General features: G+C 67.4%; 16 protein-coding genes. 7 read left to right on the forward strand and 9 right to left on the reverse strand.

The features are described from left to right. Position 1: 1 nt before the first annotated feature. The gene (locus IB228_RS19185; RefSeq protein WP_225562554.1) at positions 2-1129 is read right to left on the reverse strand and encodes an aldose epimerase family protein; all 1128 of its coding nucleotides are present in this window, start codon (positions 1127-1129) and stop codon (positions 2-4) included. 144 nt (positions 1130-1273) lie between these two features. Further along, positions 1274-2194 (reverse strand): 2-dehydro-3-deoxygalactonokinase, encoded by a 921-nt coding sequence (locus IB228_RS19190; protein WP_192199574.1) that lies wholly within the window; start codon positions 2192-2194, stop codon positions 1274-1276. A 181-nt stretch (positions 2195-2375) separates the two neighbouring features. Here IB228_RS19190 and IB228_RS19195 point away from each other — a divergent pair, with 181 nt between their 5' ends. Further along, the gene (locus IB228_RS19195) at positions 2376-3386 is read left to right on the forward strand and encodes a glycoside hydrolase family 43 protein (RefSeq protein ID WP_192199575.1); all 1011 of its coding nucleotides are present in this window, start codon (positions 2376-2378) and stop codon (positions 3384-3386) included. A gap of 52 nt (positions 3387-3438) precedes the next feature. On the opposite strand, the gene IB228_RS19200 is transcribed toward IB228_RS19195, so the two are convergent. Together IB228_RS19200 and IB228_RS19205 are read right to left on the reverse strand one after the other, a co-directional pair. Further along, positions 3439-4296 carry an alpha/beta hydrolase gene (locus tag IB228_RS19200; RefSeq protein WP_183641261.1) on the reverse strand — a complete coding sequence of 286 codons (858 nt, stop codon included), beginning with the start codon at positions 4294-4296 and terminating at the stop codon, positions 3439-3441. A 96-nt stretch (positions 4297-4392) separates the two neighbouring features. Then, entirely contained in the window at positions 4393-5739 is a 1347-nt protein-coding gene (locus IB228_RS19205) for a choice-of-anchor Q domain-containing protein (RefSeq protein WP_192199576.1), read from the reverse strand. Between the two features lie 249 nt (positions 5740-5988). On the opposite strand from IB228_RS19205, the gene IB228_RS19210 reads away from it, so the two are divergent. The 3 genes from IB228_RS19210 (at position 5989) to IB228_RS19220 (ending at position 11666) form a co-directional block, all read left to right on the forward strand. Continuing rightward, positions 5989-6420, forward strand: coding sequence for a DUF4440 domain-containing protein (locus IB228_RS19210; RefSeq protein ID WP_192199577.1), 432 nt, complete (start codon positions 5989-5991; stop codon positions 6418-6420). Positions 6421-6660: 240 nt separating this feature from the next. After that, complete coding sequence (locus tag IB228_RS19215; protein WP_183639461.1) at positions 6661-8472, forward strand: sensor domain-containing diguanylate cyclase; 1812 nt, start codon at positions 6661-6663, stop codon at positions 8470-8472. Positions 8473-8678: 206 nt separating this feature from the next. Then, positions 8679-11666, forward strand: a complete 2988-nt coding sequence (locus IB228_RS19220) for an EAL domain-containing protein (protein ID WP_192199578.1) — start codon at positions 8679-8681, stop codon at positions 11664-11666. A 51-nt stretch (positions 11667-11717) separates the two neighbouring features. Here IB228_RS19220 and IB228_RS19225 read toward each other — a convergent pair whose 3' ends face one another. Continuing rightward, complete coding sequence (locus IB228_RS19225; protein ID WP_183639459.1) at positions 11718-12512, reverse strand: CHAD domain-containing protein; 795 nt, start codon at positions 12510-12512, stop codon at positions 11718-11720. Positions 12513-12784: 272 nt separating this feature from the next. On the opposite strand from IB228_RS19225, the gene IB228_RS19230 reads away from it, so the two are divergent. Further along, positions 12785-13807: an NADP-dependent oxidoreductase gene (locus tag IB228_RS19230; RefSeq protein WP_192199579.1), complete on the forward strand. Its 1023-nt coding sequence runs from the start codon at positions 12785-12787 to the stop codon at positions 13805-13807. A 100-nt stretch (positions 13808-13907) separates the two neighbouring features. Here the strand turns inward: IB228_RS19230 and IB228_RS19235 are convergent, their stop codons facing one another. Continuing rightward, the gene (locus IB228_RS19235) at positions 13908-15044 is read right to left on the reverse strand and encodes an ROK family transcriptional regulator (RefSeq protein ID WP_192199580.1); all 1137 of its coding nucleotides are present in this window, start codon (positions 15042-15044) and stop codon (positions 13908-13910) included. Positions 15045-15203: 159 nt separating this feature from the next. Between IB228_RS19235 and IB228_RS19240 the strand changes: the two genes are divergently transcribed. Both IB228_RS19240 and IB228_RS19245 read left to right on the forward strand, forming a co-directional pair. Further along, complete coding sequence (locus tag IB228_RS19240) at positions 15204-17765, forward strand: TonB-dependent receptor (protein ID WP_192199581.1); 2562 nt, start codon at positions 15204-15206, stop codon at positions 17763-17765. After that, positions 17765-18877: a YdcF family protein gene (locus IB228_RS19245; RefSeq protein ID WP_192199582.1), complete on the forward strand. Its 1113-nt coding sequence runs from the start codon at positions 17765-17767 to the stop codon at positions 18875-18877. Before IB228_RS19240 ends, IB228_RS19245 begins: the two co-directional genes overlap by 1 nt. Here the strand turns inward: IB228_RS19245 and IB228_RS19250 are convergent. The 3 genes from IB228_RS19250 to IB228_RS19260 form a co-directional block, all read right to left on the reverse strand. Then, a complete protein-coding gene (locus tag IB228_RS19250) occupies positions 18772-20187 on the reverse strand; it encodes an MFS transporter (RefSeq protein WP_192199583.1) in 1416 nt (471 codons plus the stop codon). The two genes, IB228_RS19245 and IB228_RS19250, sit on opposite strands and share 106 nt — an antisense overlap. Positions 20188-20510: 323 nt before the next feature. Continuing rightward, positions 20511-22700, reverse strand: coding sequence for a S9 family peptidase (locus tag IB228_RS19255; RefSeq protein WP_225562575.1), 2190 nt, complete (start codon positions 22698-22700; stop codon positions 20511-20513). 217 nt (positions 22701-22917) lie between these two features. Continuing rightward, positions 22918-25767: a TonB-dependent receptor gene (locus IB228_RS19260; protein ID WP_192199585.1), complete on the reverse strand. Its 2850-nt coding sequence runs from the start codon at positions 25765-25767 to the stop codon at positions 22918-22920. Between the last annotated feature and the right edge of the window lie 255 nt (positions 25768-26022).

Genomic DNA, 26022 nt, shown 5'->3' on the forward strand with positions numbered 1-26022 from the left:
ATCAACGGGTGCTGCTGGCGTCCTTGTCCGTGGAGAACCGGTAGACCATGCGGTTCACGTACTGCTGGCCGGGCGCAAGGCGCGCCGAACCGAAAGCGGGCTGGTTCGGCGTGTCGGGAAACAGCTGGGGTTCGAGCGCGATGGCATCGCCCTGGCGGTATACGCGGCCGCTCTTGCCCACCGTGGTGCCGTCCAGGAAGTTGCCGGAATAGAACTGCAGGCCGGGCTGCGCGGACACCAGCGACATCACCCGGCCGGAACGCGGGTCATGCACGCGCGCCACCTCGCGGGCTTCCTTCGCCGGTTCGCGGCTGATCACCCAGTTGTGGTCGTAGCCGCGACCATGCAGCAACTGCGGCTCGCTGCCGGTGCGAAGATCCCGGCCGATTGGCTTGGGCGTGCGGAAGTCGAACGCGGTGCCGGCCACCGGCCGGAACTCGCCCGTTGGAATCAGGGTGGCGTCGACCGGCGTATAGGCGTCGGCGGCGATCATCAATTCGTGATCCATCGCCGTGCCCGAACCTTCGCCGGACAGGTTCCAGTAGGCGTGGTTGCTCAGGTTGACGATGGTCGGCGCATCGGTGCTGGCGCGGTATTCAATCGCCAGGCGGCCATCGCCTTCGAGCGCGTAGGTGGCGGTGACCGTCAGCGTGCCGGGATAGCCCTGGTCGCCGTCGGCGCTGACGTGGCGCAGGGTGGCGCGATCAGGCTTGGCCTCGACCACGTCCCAGACCACCTTGTCGAAGCCACGGGCGCCGCCGTGCAGGCTGTTGGGGCCATCGTTGGTGGGCACGCTGTATTCGCGTCCATCCAGCGTGAACCTGCCGCGGGCGATGCGATTGGCGAAGCGCCCGACGACGGTGCCGAAATATTGCGGCTTGGCCAGCGTGGCCTGCAGCGTCGCGTCGCCCAACACCACGTCGGCGTACTTGCCGTCGCGATCCGGCACTTCCAGCGAATGCAGCGCCGCGCCCAGCGTCAGTACGCGCGCCTGCATGCCGCTGCCGTCGCGCAGCAGGATGGATTCGACCTTCGTGCCGTCCGGCAGCGTGCCGACGACCGTGCGCTGCTGCGCGCCCGCCGATGCGGCGACCGCGAGCGCCAGCGCACCCATGCAACCAACTGCCATCCCCTTGCCAAGCAACATCGCTCTTGACCTCTCCCAACGGCGTGGAAGGTTACAAAAACATATAATCAGACAATATGCACGTTGCGGCGCAACACATGGCAGGCGGCCTCGGTCACGCGGCCCGCGTGAGCAAACCCGGCCAACCTAGCCGCGCAACGCGTGGATGCCGGCGAACCCGCGTACGACGGCATCCGCCGAGGCGACCGGCCGCGAGGCGATCCCCTGCACCGCCAGCGCAGCCTGGTACAACATGCACACCGGTGCCGATCCGACCAGCGGCACGGTGGTGGCGCGCAGTTCGGGAAACAGCGCCAGCGCGTCGGCGATCTCGGCCCCGATCAACAGGCCGCGCAGGTAGGCGCTGGCGTCCGCGCGCGGCAGCAGGCCGCGAATCACCCGTGCGCGAACGCCGAACAGCAGCGCGCCCAGGCCGAGGGCATGGGCCGCGGCCGCGCCTACGCCGTCCCGGAACGCGGGGCCATCGTGGCCCGGGCCCTCCACGACCGAGGCGAGCAGGCCCGCCGCGGACAGGCGGTCGTGGATTTCGCCCGACATCGCGGTCATGAAGTCATGCACGCGCCCGTCGCGCAGGCGCACCCATTTGGTATGCGTGCCGGGCAGGGCGATCACGGGCGAATCACCGAGTCGATCGCCGGCCAGCAGGCCGAACAGTTCGGTTTCCTCGCCGCGCATGATGTCCGGCGCGCCATCGGCCTCGCGCACGCAGGCCAGGCCGGGAACGATGTACAGCGACAGCTCCCCGATGCGCACGGGCACCAGGCACGCGCCCACCGTCCGCAGGCCGGCCGGGCAGTCGACATAGCCCGCGTCGATCCAGCCGATGTTGGAGCCGATCATGCCGGCCGCGTAGACGGCGCCGGCCTGTGGCCAGCGTGCGCGCACGCGATTGGAGACATCGACCATGCCCTCGCGCGAGAGCGTGGTGATGCCGGAGGCGGATTCGAGCGTGTCGATCACCTGGCCGTCGGCGGCGATGAGATAGGCGCGGAAATTGGAGCTGCCCCAGTTGATTCCGACGATGCTGTCCGCGTGCGCGTGGTTCATGGCGAGGCTCGAATGTGGGCGGTGCGATCCGCTGGCCGCGATCGGCGCGGAGGCGGCTTGTATATTGTCGGATTATATGATTACGTTGGCGGCTTCATGCAAACCGGGTCGCACGCGGCCCGTCTTCCCGCCGTCGTCCGCATCACGCGGCGTCGGGCTGACCGGAAACCGAGGAGGACTCATGTTCCATTGGCCGGCACGCCTGCTGCTGGGCGCAATCCTGCTGTACACGAGCACGGCGAACGCCGCCGAACCACCGGAATTCCGGAATCCGCTGCTGCCTTCCGGGCCGGATCCCTGGATCGTCCGCGACGGCGGGATCTACTACTACATGGGCACGCACGGCAACCGGCTGGCGATCCGCAAGACCCGCGATCTCGCGCGCCTGGCCGAGGCGGAGGAGACGACCATCTGGCGGCCGCCGGCGCGCGGTCCGAACGCGCAGTCGATCTGGGCGCCGGAGCTGCATCGCATCGACGGCAAGTGGTACGTGTACTACACCGCCGCGGCCAGCGGCCACGATGACGACGATCATCGCGGCGTCTTCGTGCTGGAAAACGGAAACGCCGATCCGACCACCGGCGAATGGCGCGATCGCGGTCGGCTCGCCACCCGGCATCCCGGCATCGACGGCACCACGTTCGCCATCGGCGACAAGCGCTACTTCGTCTATTCGCCATACGTCGGGCCGGACAGCGTGCTCGCAATCGTGGCGATGTCCGATCCGTGGACGCTGGTCGGCGAGGAAACCATCATCGCGCGCCCGGACCAGGACTGGGAGCGGCAGGGCGGCCGGCAGATCCTGGAAGGGCCGGAATTCCTCGCCGGGCCCCGGGGCGATCTGTTCCTCTCATACTCGGGCAGCGCCTGCTGGTCGGACGATTATGCGATCGGCCTGCTGCACGCGCGCCCTGGAAGCGATCCGCTGCAAGCCTCGTCGTGGATCAAAGCGCCGCAACCCATCCTGGCGAAGAATCCCGCCGGCCATGTCCACGCACCCGGCCACAACGGCTTCTTCGACATGCCCGACGGCAGTGCCTGGATCGTGTATCACGCCAATCCCGGACCCGACATGAAATGCACGGCGAAGCGATCCCCGCGCATCCAGCCGGTGCATTGGCGCGAGGATGGAACCCCATGGCTGGATCCGCCGGTCGGCGAGAGTGCCGCGCCCGCAGCCGAGCGTAGATGAAGGTCCCGTGGTGTCTGCGAACGTCTGGCGGTGCGCCCGGCAAGCCGCGCGGTCAGTGGCCCGACGCGTTTGCCCGTCGCATGAACGCCAGCACCGTGGCGACGAACGCCGAGGGGTTCTCCAGCGGCAGAAGTTCCCCGGATCGCGGGATCAGGCTTCCGGCGGGATTGACCGCACCGCCGGCGCGCAGTCCAGCCAGGTATTCCTGCAGGTCGGCGGGGTCCGCATCGCCACGGACGTAGGCCAGGGCCGTATCGAAGGGCACGCATTCCCGGTTCCGCTCCGCGTCCTCGGGCATGGCCCGGTACCACTCGAACCCGGCACGCAGGGCTTCCGGGCGCTGGTAGGCTTCGGCGAAGCGCTGGCGCATGTCGTTTCCAACCGCCTGCCTGTCGCGTGACAAGGCATCGATGAAGTAATCGAAGTAGGCACGCTGCCTGCCCGCCACCAGCGCTTCGGGAAGAGACGGCACCCGATGGAAAGCGAAATGCCAGATGGCCGGATTCGCGACCACCTCGTCCCACGGATCCAGTCCCGGCACCGCGGTATTCATCACCATCGCCCCGGCAATGCGATCGCCGTGGTAACGGGCCGCCGCGTACGCAATCATTCCACCGACGTCGATGCCGGCCACGACGGGGCGCGATCCCCCCAATCGTTCGGCCGCCGCGATCGCCACGTCGGCCAGGGTGGCCTTGTCGGAAGACGGCGGTGGGCCCCGCGATTCGCCTACTTCCGGCAAGTCGATGGCCATCGCGAACGCGTGTCCGCCCAATGCGTCGATCACCGGATCGTAGAGATGGCGGCAATGCGGCCATCCATGCAGCAACAGCAGTGGCGGCAGTCGATCATCGCCGGCAAGCGTGGCCGCAAGCTTCATTGCGTCGATCTGGACGGTAGTGGTTCGCATGCGGACTCCGCTTGCCTGTTGCCCGTGTCCACCCGCACCGACGGCGATGCCCGCGAAGCATGGCCACGCGGGCCGGACGGCGGCCGGCGGCATGGGTCACTCCGCCCGGAACCTGCTCTCGGTCGCGCCGATGTCCGGCGCGTTGCCGCGCACGCGCGCAAACGGACGCCCACGCTGGTCGTGGCGGAGATCGAGCAGGTTGCTGCCACGATCGATGGCCGGGCTGCCACGCAGGAGCAGGTGGGTGGGCGACGGGCCGCCGTGGTCCGCCAACGGCGAGAGCAGCGGATCGGCCTGGAGGGTGTCGGCCGGCAACGAGGCCTGCGACGACTGGATCAGGTTGTGGCCGCCCACGACGCCATCGATGTAGATGGAGACGTCGATGGATGGCGCGCCGAGGCAGGTGTTGCGTGCGACCACGGTGCTTTCCAGGTCGAGTTCCAGGACCGACCGTAGCGCGCCCCTGCAATCCAGGGTGTTCTCGTTGAAGGCGATGGTGCTGTTGAGGATCCTTGCCCCGCCGCCCTGCAGGAGCATCGCCGCCCAGTATTCGGCGACATTGCCGCTGAAGGTGCTGTTGACGATGACGGGACCGGAGTAGGCGTTGATCCCTCCCCCGGCCAGGGCCTCGTCGCGGGCAGGATGCTGCGGCTCGGAGGCGGCATTGCCGGAAATCGTGGAGTCCTCGATCAGCGCGGCGCCATCGATGTGCAATCCGCCGCCGACCCGCGCCCGGTTTCCGCTCACGACCGAACGTCGCAACGTCAGGTCGTTCGCGGCGATGCCACCGCCGTAGTACGCCGAACTGTCGCGGATCTGGCTGTCCAGGACCGTCACCGTGCCGCCCGCGTTGACCGCACCGCCATAGCCGAAGGTCGTCACGTGGGCATCGGACACGATGCTGCGCTCGATGAGCACGTTGCCGAAGGCATAGATCGCGCCGCCACGGCCTTCCTCGGTCCAGTAGATGTCATCACGGACGACCAGCAGGCAGTGGTGCACGCGGGAACGCACGATCTCGATGTTCCCCAGCGACTTGATGCAGCCGCCCATGTCGTGCGAGCCGCCTAGCTCGTCGCGCGAATTCTCGATGGAAAGATCCTCGATGCGCAGCGTCCCGCGCCCCCAGTGCTCGATGGCCCGGTTGCCGTACCAGTTGCCGTCGATGGCCAGTCGCGCGCGCCCGGGACCCTTGAAGGTCAGGTCCTCCTGCCCGAAGTACAGGCTGCCGCCGAGCACGATGCGATCGCAGGCCAGCCCGCGCAGGTCGATGATGTCGCCGCTGGCGGCGGAACCCACCGCCGCGCGGAGGCTTCCGGGACCGGTGTCGTCGCAGTTGCCCACCGTGATCGTGGCCGCGTGCGCCTGGCCGGATCCGGTGATCGCCGCCATCCCGGACAACGCGGCATGCAGGAGCCCTGCAAACGAACCACGACGCATCATGGCGGAATCTCCGGAGGCACGGCGGTGCCAGGCGAGCCTGCGGCCGCCAGCGTGGTCGGGTCGTGAAAAGCACGCCTTGCCGGCGAGTGGGCGCAGATCCCCGGTTGGGTGCCGGATTCCATCCGTGCATGCCAGCGGACGCGACAGCAGGCGTCAGGAGGGACGATCCCCCGCAGGCGGCGCCTTCACCGGCTTGCCACCGCTCCCGGGAGGCAGAATGGGGCCGGCACCCTCATCGGAGCGCCTGTCATGGAAACGGAAGTAAGAAGGCTGTTTGAACGCTACGAGCGGCTGTTCCGGCAAGCCCTGGCGGGCGAGGCGGACATGGACGAGGTCGCATCCCTGTATGCCTCGGACTTCATCGCCGCTTCGCCGGCCGGGGTGATGTCGGGCAAGAACGATCAGCAGCTCAGGAACGTCATGGCCCAGGGGTATGCGCACTATCGCGACATCGGTACCCGGCGGATGCGGATACGGGATATCCGCGTCGCGCCCATCGACGGGCTTCACTGCATGGCCAGCGTGGCATGGACCGCGACCTATGCGCGCGACGATCTCGCCGAAACGGCGATCGATTTCGAGGTGCATTACCTGGTCCAGGTTCGGGACGGCGAGGCCAGGGTCTTCGGCTGGGTATCGGGCGACGAACAGGCGCTGCTGAAGCGGCACGGCGTCGTCTGAGCATCGCGTCCGCGGGGTCTCCCGCGGGCAGGCCGGACCCGGCGGACGATGGATTGCGCGATGGCGGTGCGCGGCGCCGGCTGACGGCCGGCGTCCAGGAAGCGTCGAATCCCCCCGACGATGCATGCCGCCCCGTTATCCCCCGGCCCCGGGGTGGCTACACTGGCGCGGGGTCATCGACACGTCGATGACGGGAGGCAGGCCAGGCTGGCGTCTGGCCGGGTATGGCGAGGGGGCGCGGTGGGCGCTGGGAAGCAGGTCAATCGGTGGTCGGACGGCATCGCGCTGGCCGTGCTGGTCGGAGGGACGGCGTGGCTTTCCCTGAAATGGGGGAAAGGCGCGGACGAACTCGCCGCCGTCTGGATATCCAGCGGCATCCTCACCGGCTGGCTGCTGGCGCGCGAGACGCGCGCCTGGCCGCTCTGTCTGGGTGTCGGCATCGCGGCGGACCTGCTGGGCCAGTGGCTGGCCGGGGTGCCGCTGGGAGCCGCGGCCTTCCTGGCGACCTGCCATCTGATCGAAGTGCTGGTGGTCGCGTGGTCGGTGCGCCGGGTGGTGCCGAACGTGGGCGACCCGCAGCGCTGGCTGACCCTGGGGGGCGTTGCCACGGCCAGCACACTGGCCGGCTGCGCGTTGTCCGGCGTGCTGGCGGCGTGGATGGCGGAAGCTTCGCTGCCGTCCAGTTTCGTGCGGGCGTTCCTGGGCTGGTACGCCGCGCACGTGGTGGGCATGGTGATCTTCGCCACCACCACCCTGGTCCTGCACGTGGAAGGCTGGCGGGCCATCGCGCCGCGCGGCAAGCGGCGCAGCTTCGTCATCAGCATGGCGCTGATTGCCGCGGTGGGTGCGCTGGTGTTCAGCACCTCGTACCCGGTGCTGTTCCTGACCTATCCGCCGCTGTTGCTGGCCGCGTTCCGGCATCGGTTCCCGGGCGTGGCGGCGGGCGTGATCCTGCTGGGCGTCATCGGCGGCACCCTGACCGCCCAGGGCAACGGTCCGTTGTGGGGACCGGAGGATCTGGGCGATGCCGGCCGCATCGCGCTGCTTCAGCTGTACCTGGCCGGCGGCTGCCTGATCACCATCCCGGTGGTGCTGGGCATGGCCGAGCGCGACAAGCTGACTTCCAGGGTGCGCGAGAACGAGCACCGCTACCGCCTGCTGGCCGACTACTCCGGCGATCTGGTGGTGCGGCTGCGGCCGGATGGCGAGCGCGTGTACGTGTCCCCCGCGTCCGAGGACATCCTGGGCTGGAAGCCGGCGGAAATGCTGGGCCTGCGCTGGAGCCTGGTGCATCCCGACGACCAGGGCCGGCAACGTGTGGCAATGGACGAGGTGCTTGCTTCCGGCCAGCCGCAGACGCTCAAGTACCGGGTCCGCCACCGCGACGGGCACTACCTGTGGATGGAGGTGGTCATGCGTCCCATCCCCAAGGAAAACAATCCGGCGGAGAACGACTTGATCCTGACCGGGCGCGACATCAGCCGGCGGGTGGCGGCGGAAGAAGCGCTGGAAGCCAGTCGCCGCGAACTGGAGCGGTTGAGCCGGGTGGATGCGCTGACCGGCGTGCCCAACCGCCGGCAACTGGAGGAACGGCTGTCGCTGGCGTTGCTGCGCATCGAGCGCAGCGGCGAGGCGCTGGCGCTGATGTACCTGGACATCGACCACTTCAAGTGCATCAACGACACGCATGGACACGCGGTCGGCGACAGGGTCATCCGCGAATTCGCGCGCCGGCTGGTGTCGTGCGTGCGCGCGACCGATCTGGTGGTGCGGCTGGGCGGTGACGAGTTCGTCATCCTGCTTGAACACATCACCCACCCGGTGATGGTCAAGGTGGTCGCCGAGAAGATCATCGCCAGCGTCCGCGAACCGCTGCAGCTGGAGGATCTGACCTTGCAGATCTCCACCAGCATCGGCGCCGCCTTCGCCCGCGAAGTGGAGGCGCAGGAGGATCTGCTGGTGGCGGCGGACGATGCGCTGTACGAGGCGAAGGAGGGGGGCCGTGATCAATACCGGGTGAGCGTGCTGGGCGCGGAAGCGCCCAGTGCCTGAGTTCGCCTGGAAATGTCCCGCCATTCGCATCGTTGGCGGATGGCTTGCAGCAGCCAGGATCCCTTGCCGGAATCCGCAGCCGGCTCGCGTTTCCGGGTCAACGGCAAGTGACGACATTCATCACAAAAACACCTACGCGCACTCGGTAACGTAAAAAAATCATCCCACCCGTGGAATGAGGGCCGTCCTGAGCGATCTTCCCCGCCATGACTGACGATTCAATGGACATGAATCCCGCCAGGTTTGCCACGTTGGCCCGTTCCCTGCCGGCATTCCGGCGGTTCGGCATCCTGCTGGGGCTGGCGCTCACCGTCGCGCTGCTGGCGGCGATCGTGCATGACCGCGGCACGCGGGTCGATGCCGCCGAGCGCCACAGCCTGGCGGTCGCGGTGGGCATCGATCGCCTGCTCCATTACGAGCTACGCCACCTGGAACGCGCCCTGCGCGGCATGGCGGGCGATGCCGACGGCTACGTCCGCGACTATCCATCGCAGAGTACCTGGGACATCTCCTCGGCCATCCGCGCCGTGATTTCCAGGAATGCCGAACTGCAGGACATCGATCTCTATGATCGCGAGGGAAAGCCGATACGGCGCGGGGTCAGCGAGTATTCCTCGCAGTCGAACTTCCAGCCGCCCCCGGGCGAAGGGGATCTCAGGACCGGCAGGCTGCAGGTGCAGGGCCACAGCCACCCGGTGGTCCCGCTGGCGTTGCGGACCCCCGATGGCAACTGGCTGGTGGCGCGTTTGCGGACCGGCGAACTGCAACGCCTGCTGGAAGGGTTGGACATCGGCCAGCTCGGCAGCGCGGCCATCCTGGATCGCGATGGGTACCTGCTGGCGCGCCAGGGTGAGGCGGGGGATACCGGCAAGCGGATGGACATCCCGCTACTTGCGGCGGGAGAAACCACGCAGGTCAGGCGGGTCAGCCCCCTCGACCAGGTCAGGCGCTATGCCAGCTTCACCTCCACCAGCGGCTATCCGTTCGTGGTCGCGGTCGGCATCGCCGAACGGGAAGTGCTGGCGCCATGGTGGAATTATGTGATCAGCGCGTCGCTGCTGCTGGTCTTCTACTGGCTGGGTGCGGCCTATCTGGTCAGGCGATTGCTGTCCTCGGAAACCGCGCGCCTTGCCACGCAGGGAGAACTGGTGCGGCATGCCGACTGGCTGGCCAAGGCGCAGGAAGCCTCGCGTGCCGGGGTCTGGGCGCTGGAGCTGGATCAGGAAAAGGTCCGCGCCTCCGCGCAGGCGGCCGCGCTGTTCGGATTCGACGAGAAGCCGGACCTGATTCCGCTGGAGGACTTTTTCGAACGCATGCACGACGAGGATCGCGAGCGCGTCAGCCGCGAGTTTTCCGACTCGCTGTCCAGCGGGCAGTCGTTCCATTCCGAATACCGGGTTGTCCTTCCGGACCGGAGGATCCGCTGGATCAGCGCGCGCGGTGCTCGGGTGGATGGGGAGGCCGGCAAGCCGCTCATGACCGGCACCATCGTGGATATCACCGAACGGCGCGAAAGCCAGGCGCAGATCGAGCGCGCGGAAATCCAGTTCCGCGAGCTGTTCGATCTGAATCCGCTGCCGTTCTGGGTATTCGATCTGGAATCGCTGCGGTTCCTGGCGGTGAACGAGGCGGCCATCCGCAAGTACGGCTATTCGCGCGAGGAGTTCCTCGGCATGACCATCCTCCAGATCCGTTCGCCCGAGGAGCAGGCCGAGGTGCTGAAGTCGGTGCACGATACCGCCGAGCCGCGCGAATCGGAAAATGTCTGGATCCACTACAGCCGCGACGGACGCCCCATGTACGTGCGCGTGCACAGCAGCAGCATCCAGTTCGACGGACGCCCGGCTCGGCTGGTGCTGGCCGAGGACGTCAGCGAACGGGTCGCCTACGAGGAGGATCTCGCGTGGCGGGCGACGCACGATGAAAGCACGGGCCTGCTGAAACTACGCGCGCTGATCGATCAGGTGAATGCGCGCTCGCAGAACTGGCATACGCCCTATGGCGCGGTCTACCTCCAACTGCGGGATCTGGAGGTGGTCTCCCCCACGCTCGGCCGGCGGATGGGCGAAGCCATCCTGTCGGAGATCTCGCGCCGGCTGTCCGCGGTGGCCGGCCGCTACGGGCCGGCCGCCTACCTGCCCTCTGATGCGTTCGTGCTCGTCGCACGGGACGCGCGCGAGATCGAGCGGCTCGTCGCGGAGGTGGTCAGGGTGCTGGCGGATCCGGTCGAATTCGAAGGCGGCAGCCACCGGGTCGAAGCCTGGATCGGCGTGGCCGATTCGCCGGGCGTGGTGCCCGGCGCGGCGGAGCAGGTGGTCGATCACGCCGCGTTGGCGGCGCTGCATTCCCGCAACGAGAACGAGCCCGCGACCGTGTTCCGGCTGGAAATGAACGAGCAGGCCGCCGAGCGCCTGGCCATCCTGTCCCGGCTCCGCCGTGCGATCGCGGGCAACGAGTTCGAGCTGTTCTTCCAGCCCGTCACCTGCCTGACCACCGGCGACGTCGTGGCGATGGAGGCCTTGCTGCGCTGGCGCCAGCACGACGGCAGCTACGTACCGCCGGCCCATTTCGTGCCGCTGGCCGAGGAATCCGGCTTGATCGTGCCGATCGGCGAATGGGTGCTGGAGCATGCGGCCCGGGCGAGGGCGCGGCTGGGCGCGGCAGGCTGGGACGACATCGCCATCGCCGTCAACGTGTCCGCCGTGCAGTTCCTGCAGGGCACCCTGCCATCGAGTCTTCGCCAGGTGCAGGACAGGCATGGATTGCCGCGCGGCGCCCTGCATGTGGAGCTCACGGAAACGGCGATGCTCAAGAGCCGGGAGGCCGTGCGCGCTTCGCTGGAGGAACTGCAGCGCCAGGGCGTCTGCATTTCCATCGACGATTTCGGCACGGGCTTCTCCAGCATGGCGTACCTGCGCGATCTGCCGCTGGATTACCTGAAGATCGACCGCAGTTTCGTGATCGGCGTGCATCGCGACGAGAAGAATGCGTCCATCTGCCGCGCGCTCATCGCGCTGGGGCGAGGCCTTGGCTTGCGCACCATCGCCGAGGGCGTCGAGGAAAAGGGAGAGTACGACTGGCTGCGCGACAATGCCTGCGATTACGTGCAGGGCTTCTACGTGGCCAGGCCGGCACCGCTGGAGGTGGTGATGGAACGGCTGGACGCGGACCGGCGGGTGGTTTCCCGGCGATAGCGTGCGGCGGGACGTCGCGACGGCATCATGTATCCGTTGCGACAGCCCCGGTCAGCGCGGTTCCTTCAGCTCGCGTTCGATGCGCCGGCGCATGACCTCGCGCTCGAAGGTCATCGGCATGCGTTCCAGCACATCGGCCAGGTGCTCCTTGTCCTGGCGTTGACCCAGCCGATTGCTCTGCTTGTGCAGGATGCGGATGGCCTTGCCCGGAGTCTCGCCGTGAAGCGTCTCCGGATGGAAATCCGGGACCAGCGTGCGCAGCAGTTCCAGTTGCATGCGCAGGCGCCGCGCGCGGCGGCGCAACCTGTGCAGATGCTCCGGCGACGGATCGCGTTCCGCCTTGCGTTCGGCTTTTTTCAGGCGCTTGCGCGAATGACGGAGCGCCTCGTGCAGGTCGTCGTCTTCCAGTTCCGACCACGCTACCGTCTCCAGCGCGCGCGTGCAGGCATCAAGCAGCATCTGCCTGCGCGCGAAGTCGGGATCGCGGCGGAGCGCGCGTTCCAGCATGTGATCGCGGCGTTCGGCCAGCCAGCGCACGACGTTCTGCGCGGAGGCCGGTTCCTGCGATGCGATGGCCTCGGCCGTTTCCAGCGCGACCTGCGCATCGCGCAGCCGGGACAGGCTGTCGCCGAGGCGCCGCAACTCCCGGTCCACGACTTCGATCGCCTCCAGCCGCCGCACGGCCAGCGCCAGCAACGCGCGCAGGCGCCGGATGGCCTTGCGCGCCTCGTGCACCGCGCGGTGCGGATGACGCCGATCGGCGAGCGCGCGCCGCACCGCCCGCAGTTCAAGGCGGACGCGGCGGTTGATCCGAGCCTGCAGGGTTCCCCGGGCGGAGGACTTCATCGGCGGCGCCGGCGGCGTGGCGGACCGCCACCTTAGTCCCGGCACGCCCGTCTGCCAAGCACGGCACCCGTCGGCCAAAGGACGGCGTTTCCCGCGGGGACCCGACCTGCCTGATGGAAGGCAGGTTGACGTCGCATGTCCCCGGTGCAGGCGAGGACGGCCGCCCCGTTGGTTCACCGCTCCCGATGGAACACAGATTTCGAGCGGGTTCCCGGGCAGGGAGAGTGGTGCCGGTGCGATGCTGTCGGACCCCCTGAACCCGGTTCCCGCGAATGAGCAATCCCATCAACACCCGTATCGTCCTGGCGGCGCGTCCGAGTGGCGAGCCTGACGCGTCGCATTTCCGTCTCGAACGGCTGCCGGTGCCCGCGCCCGGTCCGGGCCAGGTGCTGCTGCGCAACCGCTACCTGTCGCTGGATCCGTACATGCGCGGACGCATGGATGCCGGGCGTTCCTATTCGCCGCCGGTGGCCATCGACGACGTCATGGAAGGACGCACGGTGGGCGAGGTGCTGGAATCCCGCCATCCCGGATTCGCGGTGGGCGATCAGGTCGTGGCCACGGGCGGCTGGCAGACGTTCGCGGTCGTCGATGGCGATGCGATCACGCGCAGGCTCGACGGCATGACGCTGCCGCTCAGCACGGCGCTGGGCGTGTACGGAATGCCGGGCTTCACCGCCTATGCCGGCCTGCACGAGATAGGCAAGCCGCAGCCGGGGGAAACGCTGGTGGTCGCCGCCGCCAGCGGCCCGGTCGGCGCCACGGTCGGCCAGATCGCGAAGATGCGCGGTGCGCGCACCGTCGGCATCGCCGGCGGCGAGGCCAAGCGGCAGTACCTGGAAACGATCGGCTTCGACGTCGCGCTGGATCACCGCGCGGATGATTTTTCCGAGCAGCTGCGCACCGCGGTACCGGGCGGCATCGACGTGTACTTCGAGAACGTGGGCGGCAAGGTGTTCGACGCGGTCGTTCCCCTGCTCAACGACTTCGCCCGGATCCCGGTCTGCGGCACGATTGCCACCTACAACGCGCGCGGCCAGGTATTGCCAGGACCGGATCGCCTGCCCGGATTCTTCAGCCAGATCCTGCGCCAGCGCCTGAGCGTGCGCGGCTTCATCCAGCGCGATTTCATCGATCTGTTTCCCCGCTTCCTGGAAGAGATGGGCCAATGGCTGGCGGACGGCCGCATCCAGTATCGCGAGGACATCGTGGAAGGCCTGGAGAACGCGCCCGAAGCCTTCTTCGGCCTGCTCAAGGGACGCAACTTCGGCAAGCTGGTGGTGAAGCTGGAATGAGCGTCAACCGCGATGGCGGCGCGTCGAATGCGGTGGAGCCGAGCTTGCTCGGCTTCGTGGATTCGGGCGGTGCCGGAGGAGCAGCGGAGCGAGCTCCGCTCTACGGGGTGGCGGCGGTGGTGTAGTGCAGCGGCAGGCTGGCGGCGCCGACACTCAGGCTGGAAGCGGACAGGGGCGAGACCACGACGCGGGGCATGACGAGTTCGGGCGGCAGGGTCGGCGGCACGCGCTGGCGCACGAGATCGGCCAGCAGGTGCAGCAGCTTTTCCGGAATCAGGCCGTGCAGGACGATGCCGTCCAGATCCAGCGCGACGGTGAGGAACCTGCACAGGTCGTGCATGCAGGGATAGACCCGCTCGGCCCACCCGTGGAGCAGATGTTCGGGAATGTCCTCGATCACCACGTCGCGGACATGCCGCGGCGGCCGCGCCATGCGTTCGCCCAGGTACGCGAGCAGATCGCGGCCCGAGGGGCGGATGCTGGAGTAGGGAAACAGCCCGCCGAATTCGCCGGCGTGGCCGCGTGCGCCACGAAACGGACGGCGGTCGAGGATCAACCCGCCGCCGAAGCCGTAGGCGATGTGCATGACCGCGAAACTGCCCAGCCGTTGTCCCTCGCCGTAATACATTTCCGCCAGCGCCACGGCCTTGGAGCTGTTCTCCAGCCAGCAGGGCAGTTCCAGCACTCCGGCGAAGAACGCCTGCAGATCGAGCGGCTTCCAGTCCTCGAATTCGTCGGGCAGATCGTTGTTGCCTTCGGGGCGGGTGCCGGAGCCGTACGCGCCCAGCGCCACGCCGGGCATGGAAACGCCGGCGCCGATCAACCGGGAAATGTCGATGCCGGCCTCGGCGATCAGTTGCCCGAGCATATGCGAGGCCGCCGCGCCCACCTGATCCGGCGCCAGGGTCGGCAGCGGCAGCCTCGCGCTCGCGCAGACGCCGCCCTCCATGTCGACGATGCAGCCTTCCACATATTCGCTCTGCACGGCGATGCCGGCGGCGAAGGCGCCGCGCGGATTCAGCCGCACCAACTGCGCGGGTTTGCCGCGCTGGCCGTCGCGCACCTTCTCGGACTCGATCACCAGTCCGCGGTCGAGCAGTTGCTGAATCAGTCGCGACAGGGTGGGCGGCGCCAGGTCCGATTCGCGCGACAGCTCCGCGCGGGACATCGGCCCGCGATAACGGAGCAGGTCGAGCACGCGTTGCTCGCTGGGCGCCAGTCTCAGGGCTATGGACATGGATCCATTCCTTTATATTCCAGTGACAAAGATATTACGGGCGAATTTCGTCAAGAACACAGAATAATTCGCGATTAAGCGTGAAATCCGGCTGAAACAATCAGCAAGTATGTTTCTTGGCGGAATATATTTTGCCCCGCCACCCCCACCGGAGCCACCATGTCGAGCCTTACCCGTCGTTCTGCCTTCAGGCTGTCCGTCCTCGCGGCCGGCATCCTGACCGCGCTGCCGGGGTTCGCCCAGAACCCGCCCGCCGCCACCGATACCGCCCCGGCGTCCGCGGCGCAGGACACCCCGGCACGCCCCGCCGATGCCCGCCCGGGCAACACCGACGCCAACACCCTGGACGCCATCGTGGTCACCGGCGCCGCGCGCACCCAGCGGCGGTTCGATGCCTCCTACGCGGTCAATTCGCTGACCTCCGAGGAAGTGCAGCGGCTGGCGCCGAAGAGCTTCGCGGATCTGCTGGGCAGCGTGCCGGGCATCCATGTCGAATCCACCGGCGGCGAGGTGCAGAACATCACCCGCCTGCGCGGCATACCGACCGATCGCGGCTACATCGTGTTCCAGCAGGACGGCCTGCCACTCTTCCACGAGATCGACGGGCACTTCTTCAACTCCGGCGAGGGCATGCACCGTTTCGACGTCATGAACCAGCGCGTGGAAATCGTGCGCGGCGGTCCGGCGCCGATCTATGCCAGCGGCGGCGCGGCCATCGTCAACAACGTGCTGGTCGAGGGCGGCGACGAAACCCGTGGCAAGGCGCAGCTGACCCTGGGCGACACCGGGCTGTACCGCGGCGAGGCGTACCAGTCCGGCGCGCTGTCGGAGGACACCTACTATGCCGTGGGCGGATTCCTCCGCCATCACGACGGCTACCGCGACAACGGTTTCCCGAACGACCAAGGCGGCCAGTTGCGCGCCAACATCAAGCACTACATGGAAGACAGCTGGATGAAGTTCAGCGCGACCTACGTCGACGACCACAACGTGTTCTACCTGCCGATCCCGGTCGCCGATCCGCGCAATCCCTCGGTGTCGCTGAATCCGTACCTGGATTACTTCGAGGGAACGATGAACTCGCCGTCGCTGCGCAACGTCTCGCTCAAGTACCTGGACGCGGCCGGCGTGATGCACGGCCTGCGCCGGGATCTGGCCGACGGCCGCCACATGCGCTTCGGCAACGTCGGCTTCCAGTACGAGAACACCGCCGGTGACTGGACCATCTCGTTCAAATCCGGCTACACAAAGGGCAAGCTGAGTTTCGACGCGCTGTATTCGACGACCAATCCGGCCGATGGCAACACCTTCGCCAACAGCTACCTGGAGCGGGCGCGGGCCGCGTTCGGTCCGGACGTCGCCCGGATGGGCTATGCGCTGGCCGGCAGTCGCGGCACGGCGGCCTATGATCCCTATGGCGCCTCCGGCCTGGTGATCTCAGCCCAATATCGCGCGATCGAATCGGACTTCTATTCGGCGCAGGCGGATCTGAGCGCAGCGCGCCGGTTCGAGACCGGCCTGGGCGCGCACGAGGTCAATTTCGGCATCTACACCGCCTTCTACGGCACCACCGCGTTCACCGCCTACCAGGACATGCTGCTGGAGGTGTCCGGCAAGCCGAGGACGCTCGATCTGGTCGCCTATTCGGCCGCCGGCGCGCCGCTGGGTTACGTCACCGACAACGGCGTGCTGCGCTACACCACCACGCTCAATGCCGGCGAAGTGGATGCGCGGATGCTGGCGGTCTACGCCAACGACACCTGGGAAATCACCGAAAAACTGAAACTGGATGGCGGCATCCGCCACGAGAAGTACAGCTACGACGGCTACGCCGAAGACACCACCGCCGCGAACCTGGGTGATGCGACCACCCTGGCCGACGACACCACCCGCCGCTTCAACGGCGCCACCCAGACCCACAATCTCAGTCCCTCGGTCACCAACTGGACCGTGGGCCTGAACTACGACTTCCGCCCGGGACTGGGTGCGTACGCACGCGCTTCCCATGTGGAGATTCCGCCGCAGTCCAGCGTCGCGCGCAGCATCAATCCGACCATCGTCAAGACCGCGACCGATCAGTACGAGCTGGGCCTGAAGGCATCGTTCGGGGCCTCGTACCTGTACCTGACCGCGTTCTACACCAAGTTCGATCCGCTCAACGCCTCGTTCGTGGCATACAACCCGACCACCGGCCGCAACGACCAGTCGGTGCCCTTCATCGGCACGGCGGTATCGAAGGGCGTCGAGATCGACGGCCTGTTCCGGGCTACGGACTGGTTCGCGGTGGCGGGCGCGGTGACCTTCAGCGATCCGCAGTACAAGGATCTGCAGAACAATTCCGGCGCCGACCCCAGCGCGGTGAACGGCAACCAGATCGTCCGCGAGCCCAAGTTCTACGGACATATCCGCCCGACCGTGAACTTCGACGCCGGTGATGGACAGATCGAGGCTTATCTCCGCTACGATGTGGTCGGCAAGGCCTACGTGGATCTCTTCAACCGCACGATGCTGCCGTCCTATCAAACCCTCGGTTTTGGCGTGTCCTGGAAGCGTGGCCCGTGGGGCGTGCAACTGGTGGGCGACAACCTGACCAACGAAGAGGGCCTGACCGAAGGCAACACGCGCACCGACGCGTTGTCCGGGCAGGGTTCGAGCGAGGCCATCTACGGGCGGCCGCTGTTCGGGCGCAACTTCCGCCTGGTCCTGAGCCGGAGCTGGTGATGCGCGTCGCGGCTCTGCTGTGCCTGATGCTGGCGGTGGCCCAACCCGGATTCGCCGCGACCGTGGAAGACGGCGTGACCGCCGCGCTGGGCCAGCGCCTGTTCCCGGCGCTCGCCGCGATCCGCCGCGACCAGGCGGGCACGGAGGTTCGCACCCTGCTGGCCGCGCGCGAGCGCCGGCTCGCGCAGTGCGGTGACGATGCCGCCTGCAAGGTCGACGCCGCGCGCTGGAACCGCCAGGAGATCGACGCGATGGCGACGCTGGCGGCGCCGGACCGCCCGCCGGAGGCGATCCGCCGCGAGCTGGCCGGACTCAATTCCATCCTTGATGTCTACGGCAAGGGCGCGGCTTCGCGCTATCCGCGAATCGACGGACCGATGGGCGAGGCGGGCAGCCAGCGGCTTGCCGCCGACGTCGCCACCGCCGTGGCGATCAGCGAGGTCGGCCGCGGCGAGGCGGTCGCCTCGCTGGACGCCAGCATCGGCCTGGCGCTGGCGCTGATCGACGTCAACGACCGGCTCGACGCGATCGCGTTCGAGCCCATCGAGGGTGGCCTGAACGCGGCCGCCTTCGCCCAGGCGAAAACGCTGGACTGGTCGCGCTACCGCTACACCGCGATCATCGTGCTCGGGGCCGGGCCGGAAGATCCGCTGACGCCGCTGAGCGCGCGCGGCAAGCTGCACGTGAAGGTCGCCGCGCAACGCTATTTCGACGGACTGGCGCCTTTCATCATCCTCAGCGGTGCCGCCGTCCACCCGCGCGGAACCCGCCATGTCGAAGCAGTCGAGATGCGCCGCGCGCTGGTGGAGCGGTACGGCGTTCCGGAGCACGCGCTGGTGATCGAACCCTATGCCCGGCACACCACCACCAACCTGCGCAATGCCTCGCGCCTGTTGATGGCGATGAAGGCGCCAGCGGATCGCGATGCACTGGTGCTCAGCGACCCGAAGCACATCGATTACGTGGTGGGCGCGGAGTTCGTCGAACGCAACCGGACCGAGTTGGGCTACCTGCCGGGCACGCTCGGCAAGCGCACCTCGCCATTCGACGTGCCGTTCCGTCCCTCGCCGGATTCGGCGAAGGTGGATCCGCTGGATCCGTTGGATCCCTGAGGGACGGCTTCAAGCACGGGAGACGGGCGCGGGCGCCCGGCGTGCGATTCGCGCAGCGACTTCATCGTCCGATAGATGACCATGGTGCAGACGAGTGCGCCGAGCGCGGCCAATGCCGCCGCCCGCGCCAGGGCAAGCCCGTGATCGGCCGCCGGCGACCGCGCCACCGCCGGATCCAGCACCTGGCCCAGCATCAGCATCGACAGGGCGATGCCGAGCTTGGAAGCGAAGGTGTAGATGCCGTAGGACCAGGTGTCGGCGCGCGTCGCGGTCCGATCGTGATGGCGATGGATCAGATTGGCGGCCGTTCCCCAGAGCAGCATGGTGCAGCCGAATGAGCCGCCGCCATAAAGAAACGCGAAAGTATTCAGTCCGATATCCCCGGCAACACCCGGCAGCGCGAACGATCGTGATAGGCCGAGGCTGGCGATCGCGGACAGGCAGGCGGCCAGCAGGAACGCCGCATGTTCGCCGCGGCGCGAGGCCAGCTGCCGGAACAGCGGCAGCAGCGCCAGCGTGCCGATGGAAAAGGCGATCAGCACGCCGGAACGCGACGCCAGGTAGGGCATCATCCTGCCCATCACCGAGAGCAGGCCGGCGTTGACGAAGGTGGCGGTCAACAGCATCGCCATGCCATCCGGCAGGCGCGGAAAAGTGCCGCTGCGGATCCGGGCGGCGACGCCATGGACATTCCTGTTGGCGGAATCGTCCACCGGTTTCCGGACGACGCGGGCCAGTCGCCAGGCGGATAGCAGTGCCGGCGCGCACAGCACTGCGATGAGCAGCGCGATGTGTCCGCCGGAAGGCGACGTCGCATGTTCGCCGACCAGCAGATAGGCGGCGAGGGCCACCAGGATGCGCGCGGCGCCACTGAGGAAATAGCGCCCGGCCGAAAGTTGCAGGACTTCCCGGTGGTCGCGCGCGAGCACCGATGTCAGCGCATTCTGGGGAACGTCGTAGAGCTTGTAACAGAGCTGGAACACCAGCCCGGTGCCAAGGGCGTGGACGACCGGCGACAACGGCAGTGGCACCGAGAACAGCGCCACGAACGCGAGCGTCGAGATCAGCGCTCCCCACGCCTGCAGGCTGACCAGCCGGTGCGGCACGTCCGGGCCGCGTCCGATCAACCAGCCCGCCACCGGATCGGCCAGCGCGCCGAACAGCATCAGCGCCATCGTCAGCAGCCCCATCGTCTGCGGCGGCAACTGGAGATGCTGGGTCAGGAAATAGGCGAACAGCAGATCGTAGGCGTGCCAGACCAGGCTCTTTCCACCGTGAGCACCCAGGTAATCACGGAACGGCTTGTGCATGGCGGGTTCCGCAAGGGGCTCGGGTGCGTGGGCGGGGGCGTGGATCCTCCCGTGTTCCGGGCACAGTTATAGAGCCGTGACGCTACGTGTTCATTTCAACCATGGCGCCGCGGCCGCGTGGCGACCGCAACAGGATTTGCGATTGGGTGAAACGTTCCCGTAACCGGGGCAGCGGAAAATTCCCTCCGTAGCGACGAGGCTCCCTCTCTCCCCCTCCGCCGCTGCTTGCAGAGCCCGGCATTCATTGCCGGGCTTCGCTTTTTCCGGTCGTGGCGAACGGACGCGTTGGCCCGTTCATCCGGCGCGCGAAACAGGCGCGTGGCTCAGGGCGCCGAGGACGCCGAGTTCCAGCGCGGTGTCGGCCGATCCTGGAGGTGGCGGATGAAGAAGTCGTAGTGGCGGCGCTGGACGTAGTCGAAGGGTTCGGACCAGCGTCCCACCGAATGGCCGGCGCCGGGCATCATCAGCAGTTCGAAATCCTTGTCGGCGCGGATCAGCGCATCGGCCACCTGCAGGGTCGAGGCGGGATCCACATTGGCGTCCTGTTCGCCCACGATCAGCAGCAGGTCGCCGCGCAGCTTGCTGGCGTGCTCCACGCCCGACGCGGCCGAGTAGCTGCCGTTGACCGGCCAGCCCAGCCATTGCTCGTTCCACCACAGCTTGTCCATGCGGTTGTCGTAGCAGCCGTTGCTGGCCACGCCAGCCTTGTAGAACTCCGGATGGAACAACAGCGCGTGCAGGGTGTTCTGCCCGCCCGCCGACATCCCGTGGATGCCGACCCGGCCGACGTCGTAGGACGGATCCGTCGCGGCCATCGCGCGGTGCCAGGCGATGCGATCCGGGAAACCGGCGTCCTGCAGGTTCTGCCAGGCCACGTCATGGAAGGCCTTGGAGCGGCCGGTGGTGCCCATGCCGTCGATGCGGACGACGATGAAGCCCAGATCCGCCAATGCCTGCATCCGTACCAGGCTGTCGCTGCCCGAATCCATGTCGAACGGCCAGAAGCGCTTGGGCACGAAGGAACCATGCGGCCCGGCGTAGATCGACTCGATGACCGGATAGTGCTTCGACGGGTCGTGATCGCGTGGACGCACCGCGATGCCCCAGATGTCGGTGGCGCCGTCGCGGCCCTTGGCGGCGAAGATCTGGGGCGGCTTCCAACCCGCCGCGCGCAGCGCGCCGACATCGGCGCGTTCGAGCACCGACACCAGGCTGCCGTCGGCGCGGCGCAGTTCCGAGACCGGCGGCAGATCCACCCGCGAGTAAGTATCGAGGTAATAGGCCATGTCGCTGGAGAAGGCGACATCGTGCCAGGCGTCGGCTTGGGTCAGGCGGGTGAGATTGCCGCCGTCGAAGTCGACCCGGAAGTAATGCTGAAGATACGGGTCCTTGCCCGCGTCCATGCCGCCGGCGGTGAACCAGATCCGGCGCTTGTCGTCATCGACCTTGACCACGTCGCGCACCACCCACTCGCCGCGCGTGATCTGTCGCTTGACCTGGCCGCTGGCATCGTCGAACAGGTACAGGTGGCGCCAGCCGTCGCGTTCGGAGATCCACAGCACCTCGTTGCCGTCCTTGCCGACGTCGTGGCGATAGAGGTTCCAGGCATTGACGAAGGTCGGGCTGTCCTCGCTGACCGCCACCCGCGCCTGGCCGCTGGCGGCATCGACGCTGATCACGCGGACCTGCTTGAAACCACGCTGGATGTATTCGAACGCGAAGCTCGCGCCGTCCTTGCGCCACTGGATCTCCCACAGTTGCAGCGGGTTGGGGAACAGCGCGTCGTCGACGACCCGCACCGTGCGCGAATCGACATCGATCAGTACCGGCCGTTCGATGTCGACCTCGTCGCCCGGCTTGGGATACAGCTGGGTGTGGACGATTGGCTGGATCTGGTTGCGGGGAGTGGATTCGACCCGGGTGACGCGGCGATCGGTGCCGGGCTTGACCCGGTAGACCGCCAGGCGCCGGGAATCGGGCGACCACGCGATTGATTCGGGATCGTAGAAGGCGTCGGCGCGGCCGTCGCGGGTGAGCGGTTCGGGCTGCGCCAGTGAACCGGCCGCGCGGATGACCAGGTCGTGGCCCTGCGCGAAGACTTCCCATTTGCCGTCCGGCGAGCGGCGCGGGGCGTTGTCGGCGGGCTGGGTCATGTCGCGCACGACGCCCCAGCCGCGCGGGCGGCTGGGCGTGCCGTCGTCGCGCGCGCAGGTATAGTCCTTCAGTTCGCAACGCCATGGCCGCGGCTCGGCCAGGCCGATCTTCATCTTGATGGCGCGGCCTTCGTCGGCGAATTCGAAATCGCGGAACGGCAACCGCAGCGGCTCGTAGCGTTCGCCGGTGGCCTTGCCCAGCGCCGCCGCCAGGCGTGCCTGGTCGAAGGCCGGGCGCTTGCGCTGGTCCTTCGGGTCGACGATCACGTAGCTGAAACCGCCGGGCACCGTCTTGCGGTAGTAGAAGCGGCCATCGTGGGTGGCCTTGGCCGCGAAGGGCAGGTCGCGGGTCAGGTACATCCATTCCTGTCCCAGGTGCAGCGAGCGCTGGTAGTCCGCATCGCCGGGGGCGGTATCACTCGCTGAAGCGACGAACGGCGAGAGCAGGGCCAGTACGGTCAGGGCCGCGCGTGACCGGCGGGTGGCGGCAGGTGGGCGAAGGGCATCTTTCATTCGATCTTCTCTGGAGCCAAAAAAAGAAGGGGCCGGCCGGCTGCCGGCCCCCGGGGAACACCGATTACTGGAACCGGTAAGCCAGCTGCGCGCCGATCTCCCGCCCGATCGGGCTGTAGGTCCAGTAGAAGTACGGGTAGTCGGCGTAGCTGTCGTCGCGCGGATGGATCTTGTCGAACACGTTGTTGACGAACAGGGTCACCGACATCCTGTCGGTGATCTTCTTCGACAGGTTGGCATTCCACAGCAGGTAGGGCGCGATGCGGCGGTCCAGGTCGTAGCTGGGGATCGAGCCCATCCGCGAGCCGTAGACGTTCGCGCCCCAGTCGCCGCGATTCCAGTTCACCGACAGGTTGGCCCGGCTGCGGGCGTTCCAGTTGTAGGAGCGGTTGTCGCGGTCGTAGAGCACGCCATCCTCGGCGTACTGGGTGAACTCGTAGCTGAGCGTGTGCGACCAGCCGAGCAGGACGTTGAAGCGACCGAGGCGATCGGTGTCCCAGCGATAGCGGACCGTGGCGTCGATGCCGGTGGTCTTCTCGGTGGCGGTGTTGATTGGCCCGACCGTCAGCAGGGTCACCGCGGTGCCTTCGGGATCGGTCGGCGACGGCCGGCGCTGGACGAAATCCAGTGCGGTCTGGCAGAGCAGCGAGCTGGTGTCGACCGGATTGCCGCTGCGATCCACGCCCAGCCGGCAATCGGCTTCACGCTTGAGCACGTAACCGTTGGACAGATCGTTGACGCCCTGGTCGAGCTGGATGCTGTAGTAGTCGGCCTGGACCGACAGACCGTCCAGGATGTCCCAGACGAAACCGGCGGTCCACGACTTGGAGGTCTCTTCCTCCAGCAGGCGGTTGCCGCGCCGTCCGCCCTCGGTGTAGTAGTAGTAGTCGGTGTTGCTGTTGTCGCGGCAAGCCGCCGCCAGCACGTCGTTGTTGTTCTCGGCGCGGCAGCGGTATTCGTCGAAGATCTGGATGTAGTAGCCGGAGGGTTCGGCGAACACGTAGTGCATGTCCGGTGCGCGGAAGCTGGTGGCGTAGCTGCCGCGCAGCAGCAGGCTGTCGACCGGACGCCATTCCAGCCCGGCGTTCCAGGTGACCGCGCCGTCCACCTCGGTGATGTCGTCATACTTGTCGTAGCGCGCCGCCAACTGCGCCTTCAGGGTGCTGAAGATCGGCACGCTGAACTCCAGGCCCAGCGCATAGCGGTCCCGGGCGCCGCGGCCGCCGGTGTCGTTCCAGTTGTAGGCTTCCTCGGCGGGGTCGGCGTTGGGCAGGGTGCGCGGATCGGCCACCAGCTCATACTCCTGCGAACCCCATTCCAGCACCGAGGCCATGCCGACCGGCCCGGCCGGAAGTTCGAACAGATCGCCGCTCAGGGTGGCCTGGAACTGGCTGGCCTCGGAGTAGCCGCGTGGCCGGATGGTCGCCGACATCGCCGCGAACTGCGACGGCGTCAGCGGGGTGGTGAAGCGGTCGTAGTCCAGCCGGTAAGCCGGGTAGTAGTCGTAGACCGGATCGTTGCCCAGGCGCGGACCAAGGAAGTAGTCGGCAACCTTGCTGGCGATCAGGCGCGGAGTGCGGGTGTCGGTCTCGTACTCGGCGTGGCTGTAGGAAAGTTCGTAGTCGAAGCGGTTGTCGAACAGGCTGCCGCGGATGCCGGTGGTGATGCTCCAGGATTCCTCGTCGTTGTCGGTCATCAAGCCGTCGCGCCCGGTTTCCTCCGGCTGGAACACGCGCAGCGCGTCCATCAGCGCGCCGCGGCCGACGTCGTAGTAGTAGTAGCCGGTTTCCTCGTTGTAGGGAGACCACCACTGGGTGCCGGTGGAATAGCGCGCCTTGGACCGCCACCACATCGCATCCATGAAGATCTGCGCGTTCTCGCTGATGTCGAACACGCCGGAGCCGTACAGCGACAGGTTGTCGTCGGAACTGCGGATGGTGGAATCGGCCAGGCGGTCGTACTGCGCGCAGCGGCTGCCGGATGCGGTCGTGTAGACCACGCTATGGCCGAAGAAACGGTCGCAGGCATCGGCGATCTCGCTGACATAGCCGGGCGCGTCGAAGTCGTACAGGTACAGGTTGGCCCAGGGCGTGCGACCGCTGGCGATCGGGCTGTCCCGCATCGAATCCATGAAGTCGCGCTGGCGGGTGAAGATGGCCTCGCGGTTCATGTATTCCATCGCGTAGGTCAGGCTCCAGCGGTCACCGGACTTTCCACCCACGATCTGCAGGTTGCCGGTGTCGCCGCCGCCGCGTGTGGTCGTGCTTCCGTAGAGCTTGGCTTCCAGCCCTTCGTAGTTCTTCTTGGTGACGATGTTCATCACCCCGGCCACCGCGTCGGAGCCATAGATCGCCGAAGCGCCGCCGGACAGCACCTCGATGCGCTCGACCGCGCTGCTGGGAATCGCGCCCAGATTGACGAAGTTGCTCTGGCCGCCATAGGGCAGCGGGTACTCGGCGACGCGGCGGCCGTTGATCAGGATCAGCGACCGGCCCGGGCCCAGGCCGCGGAGATTGATGATGTTGGCGTTGGGCGCGAAGATCGACTGGCTGGCCAAGGTGGATTCGTTGACCACGGTACCGTTGGCCTGGGTCAGCGTGTTCAGCGCGTCGAAGACGGTCTTGAAGCCCTGCTTCTCGATATCGTCGGCGGTGATTACCGTCACCGGCGCCGGGCCTTCGACTTCGGCGCGCTTGATGCGCGATCCCGTGACGGTGACCTGATCGAGCGTCCTGGTCTGGCCATTGGCCGATTGTTCGGCGGTGTCTTCGTCCTGGTCGGTCGATGCCGTGGCCTGCGGTGTTGCGCCGTCTGCCTGCTGCGCGAACAGCGCCCCCGGTGTGCCTGCCGCCAGCGCCAGCACGAGCGCATGGCACAGGATTGTCGGCCGCAGCCGTTCTGAATGCGTCTTCATTCCCTCTCCCCGATGGTGTTTTGGCCTGATGCAGGCAAACGTCGTTCGCCCCTCCCAGGGCTTACGTGTCGTTTTTCACATTAGGTGCGAGAGCCGGCCGCGTTCTAGGCGTTGATGGCGCGGAGGGATGCGGAAAACCGCATAACGAAAGTGCGCCATGCGGATGTCGGAGAGCCGCGGTGAGCTCTGCCGGAGCAACAGGCGCGCAACGCCCGTCACTGGGTTTGCAGATGACATGCTTGATGCCAATACCCG

It is taken from the genome of Pseudoxanthomonas sp. PXM04 (assembly GCF_014851695.1).
Lineage (GTDB): Bacteria > Pseudomonadota > Gammaproteobacteria > Xanthomonadales > Xanthomonadaceae > Pseudoxanthomonas_A > Pseudoxanthomonas_A beigongshangi.

Bases quoted from the DNA above. Each gene is read 5' to 3' on its own strand.
- IB228_RS19185 (WP_225562554.1), bottom strand. From the start codon at position 1,129: ATGGCAGTTGGTTGCATGGGTGCGCTGGCGCTCGCGGTCGCCGCATCG.
- IB228_RS19190 (WP_192199574.1), bottom strand. From the start codon at position 2,194: ATGAACCACGCGCACGCGGACAGCATCGTCGGAATCAACTGGGGCAGC.
- IB228_RS19195 (WP_192199575.1), top strand. From the start codon at position 2,376: ATGTTCCATTGGCCGGCACGCCTGCTGCTGGGCGCAATCCTGCTGTAC.
- IB228_RS19200 (WP_183641261.1), bottom strand. From the start codon at position 4,296: ATGCGAACCACTACCGTCCAGATCGACGCAATGAAGCTTGCGGCCACG.
- IB228_RS19205 (WP_192199576.1), bottom strand. From the start codon at position 5,739: ATGATGCGTCGTGGTTCGTTTGCAGGGCTCCTGCATGCCGCGTTGTCC.
- IB228_RS19210 (WP_192199577.1), top strand. From the start codon at position 5,989: ATGGAAACGGAAGTAAGAAGGCTGTTTGAACGCTACGAGCGGCTGTTC.
- IB228_RS19220 (WP_192199578.1), top strand. From the start codon at position 8,679: ATGACTGACGATTCAATGGACATGAATCCCGCCAGGTTTGCCACGTTG.
- IB228_RS19225 (WP_183639459.1), bottom strand. From the start codon at position 12,512: ATGAAGTCCTCCGCCCGGGGAACCCTGCAGGCTCGGATCAACCGCCGC.
- IB228_RS19230 (WP_192199579.1), top strand. From the start codon at position 12,785: ATGAGCAATCCCATCAACACCCGTATCGTCCTGGCGGCGCGTCCGAGT.
- IB228_RS19235 (WP_192199580.1), bottom strand. From the start codon at position 15,044: ATGTCCATAGCCCTGAGACTGGCGCCCAGCGAGCAACGCGTGCTCGAC.
- IB228_RS19240 (WP_192199581.1), top strand. From the start codon at position 15,204: ATGTCGAGCCTTACCCGTCGTTCTGCCTTCAGGCTGTCCGTCCTCGCG.
- IB228_RS19245 (WP_192199582.1), top strand. From the start codon at position 17,765: ATGCGCGTCGCGGCTCTGCTGTGCCTGATGCTGGCGGTGGCCCAACCC.
- IB228_RS19250 (WP_192199583.1), bottom strand. From the start codon at position 20,187: ATGCACAAGCCGTTCCGTGATTACCTGGGTGCTCACGGTGGAAAGAGC.
- IB228_RS19255 (WP_225562575.1), bottom strand. From the start codon at position 22,700: ATGTACCTGACCCGCGACCTGCCCTTCGCGGCCAAGGCCACCCACGAT.
- IB228_RS19260 (WP_192199585.1), bottom strand. From the start codon at position 25,767: ATGAAGACGCATTCAGAACGGCTGCGGCCGACAATCCTGTGCCATGCG.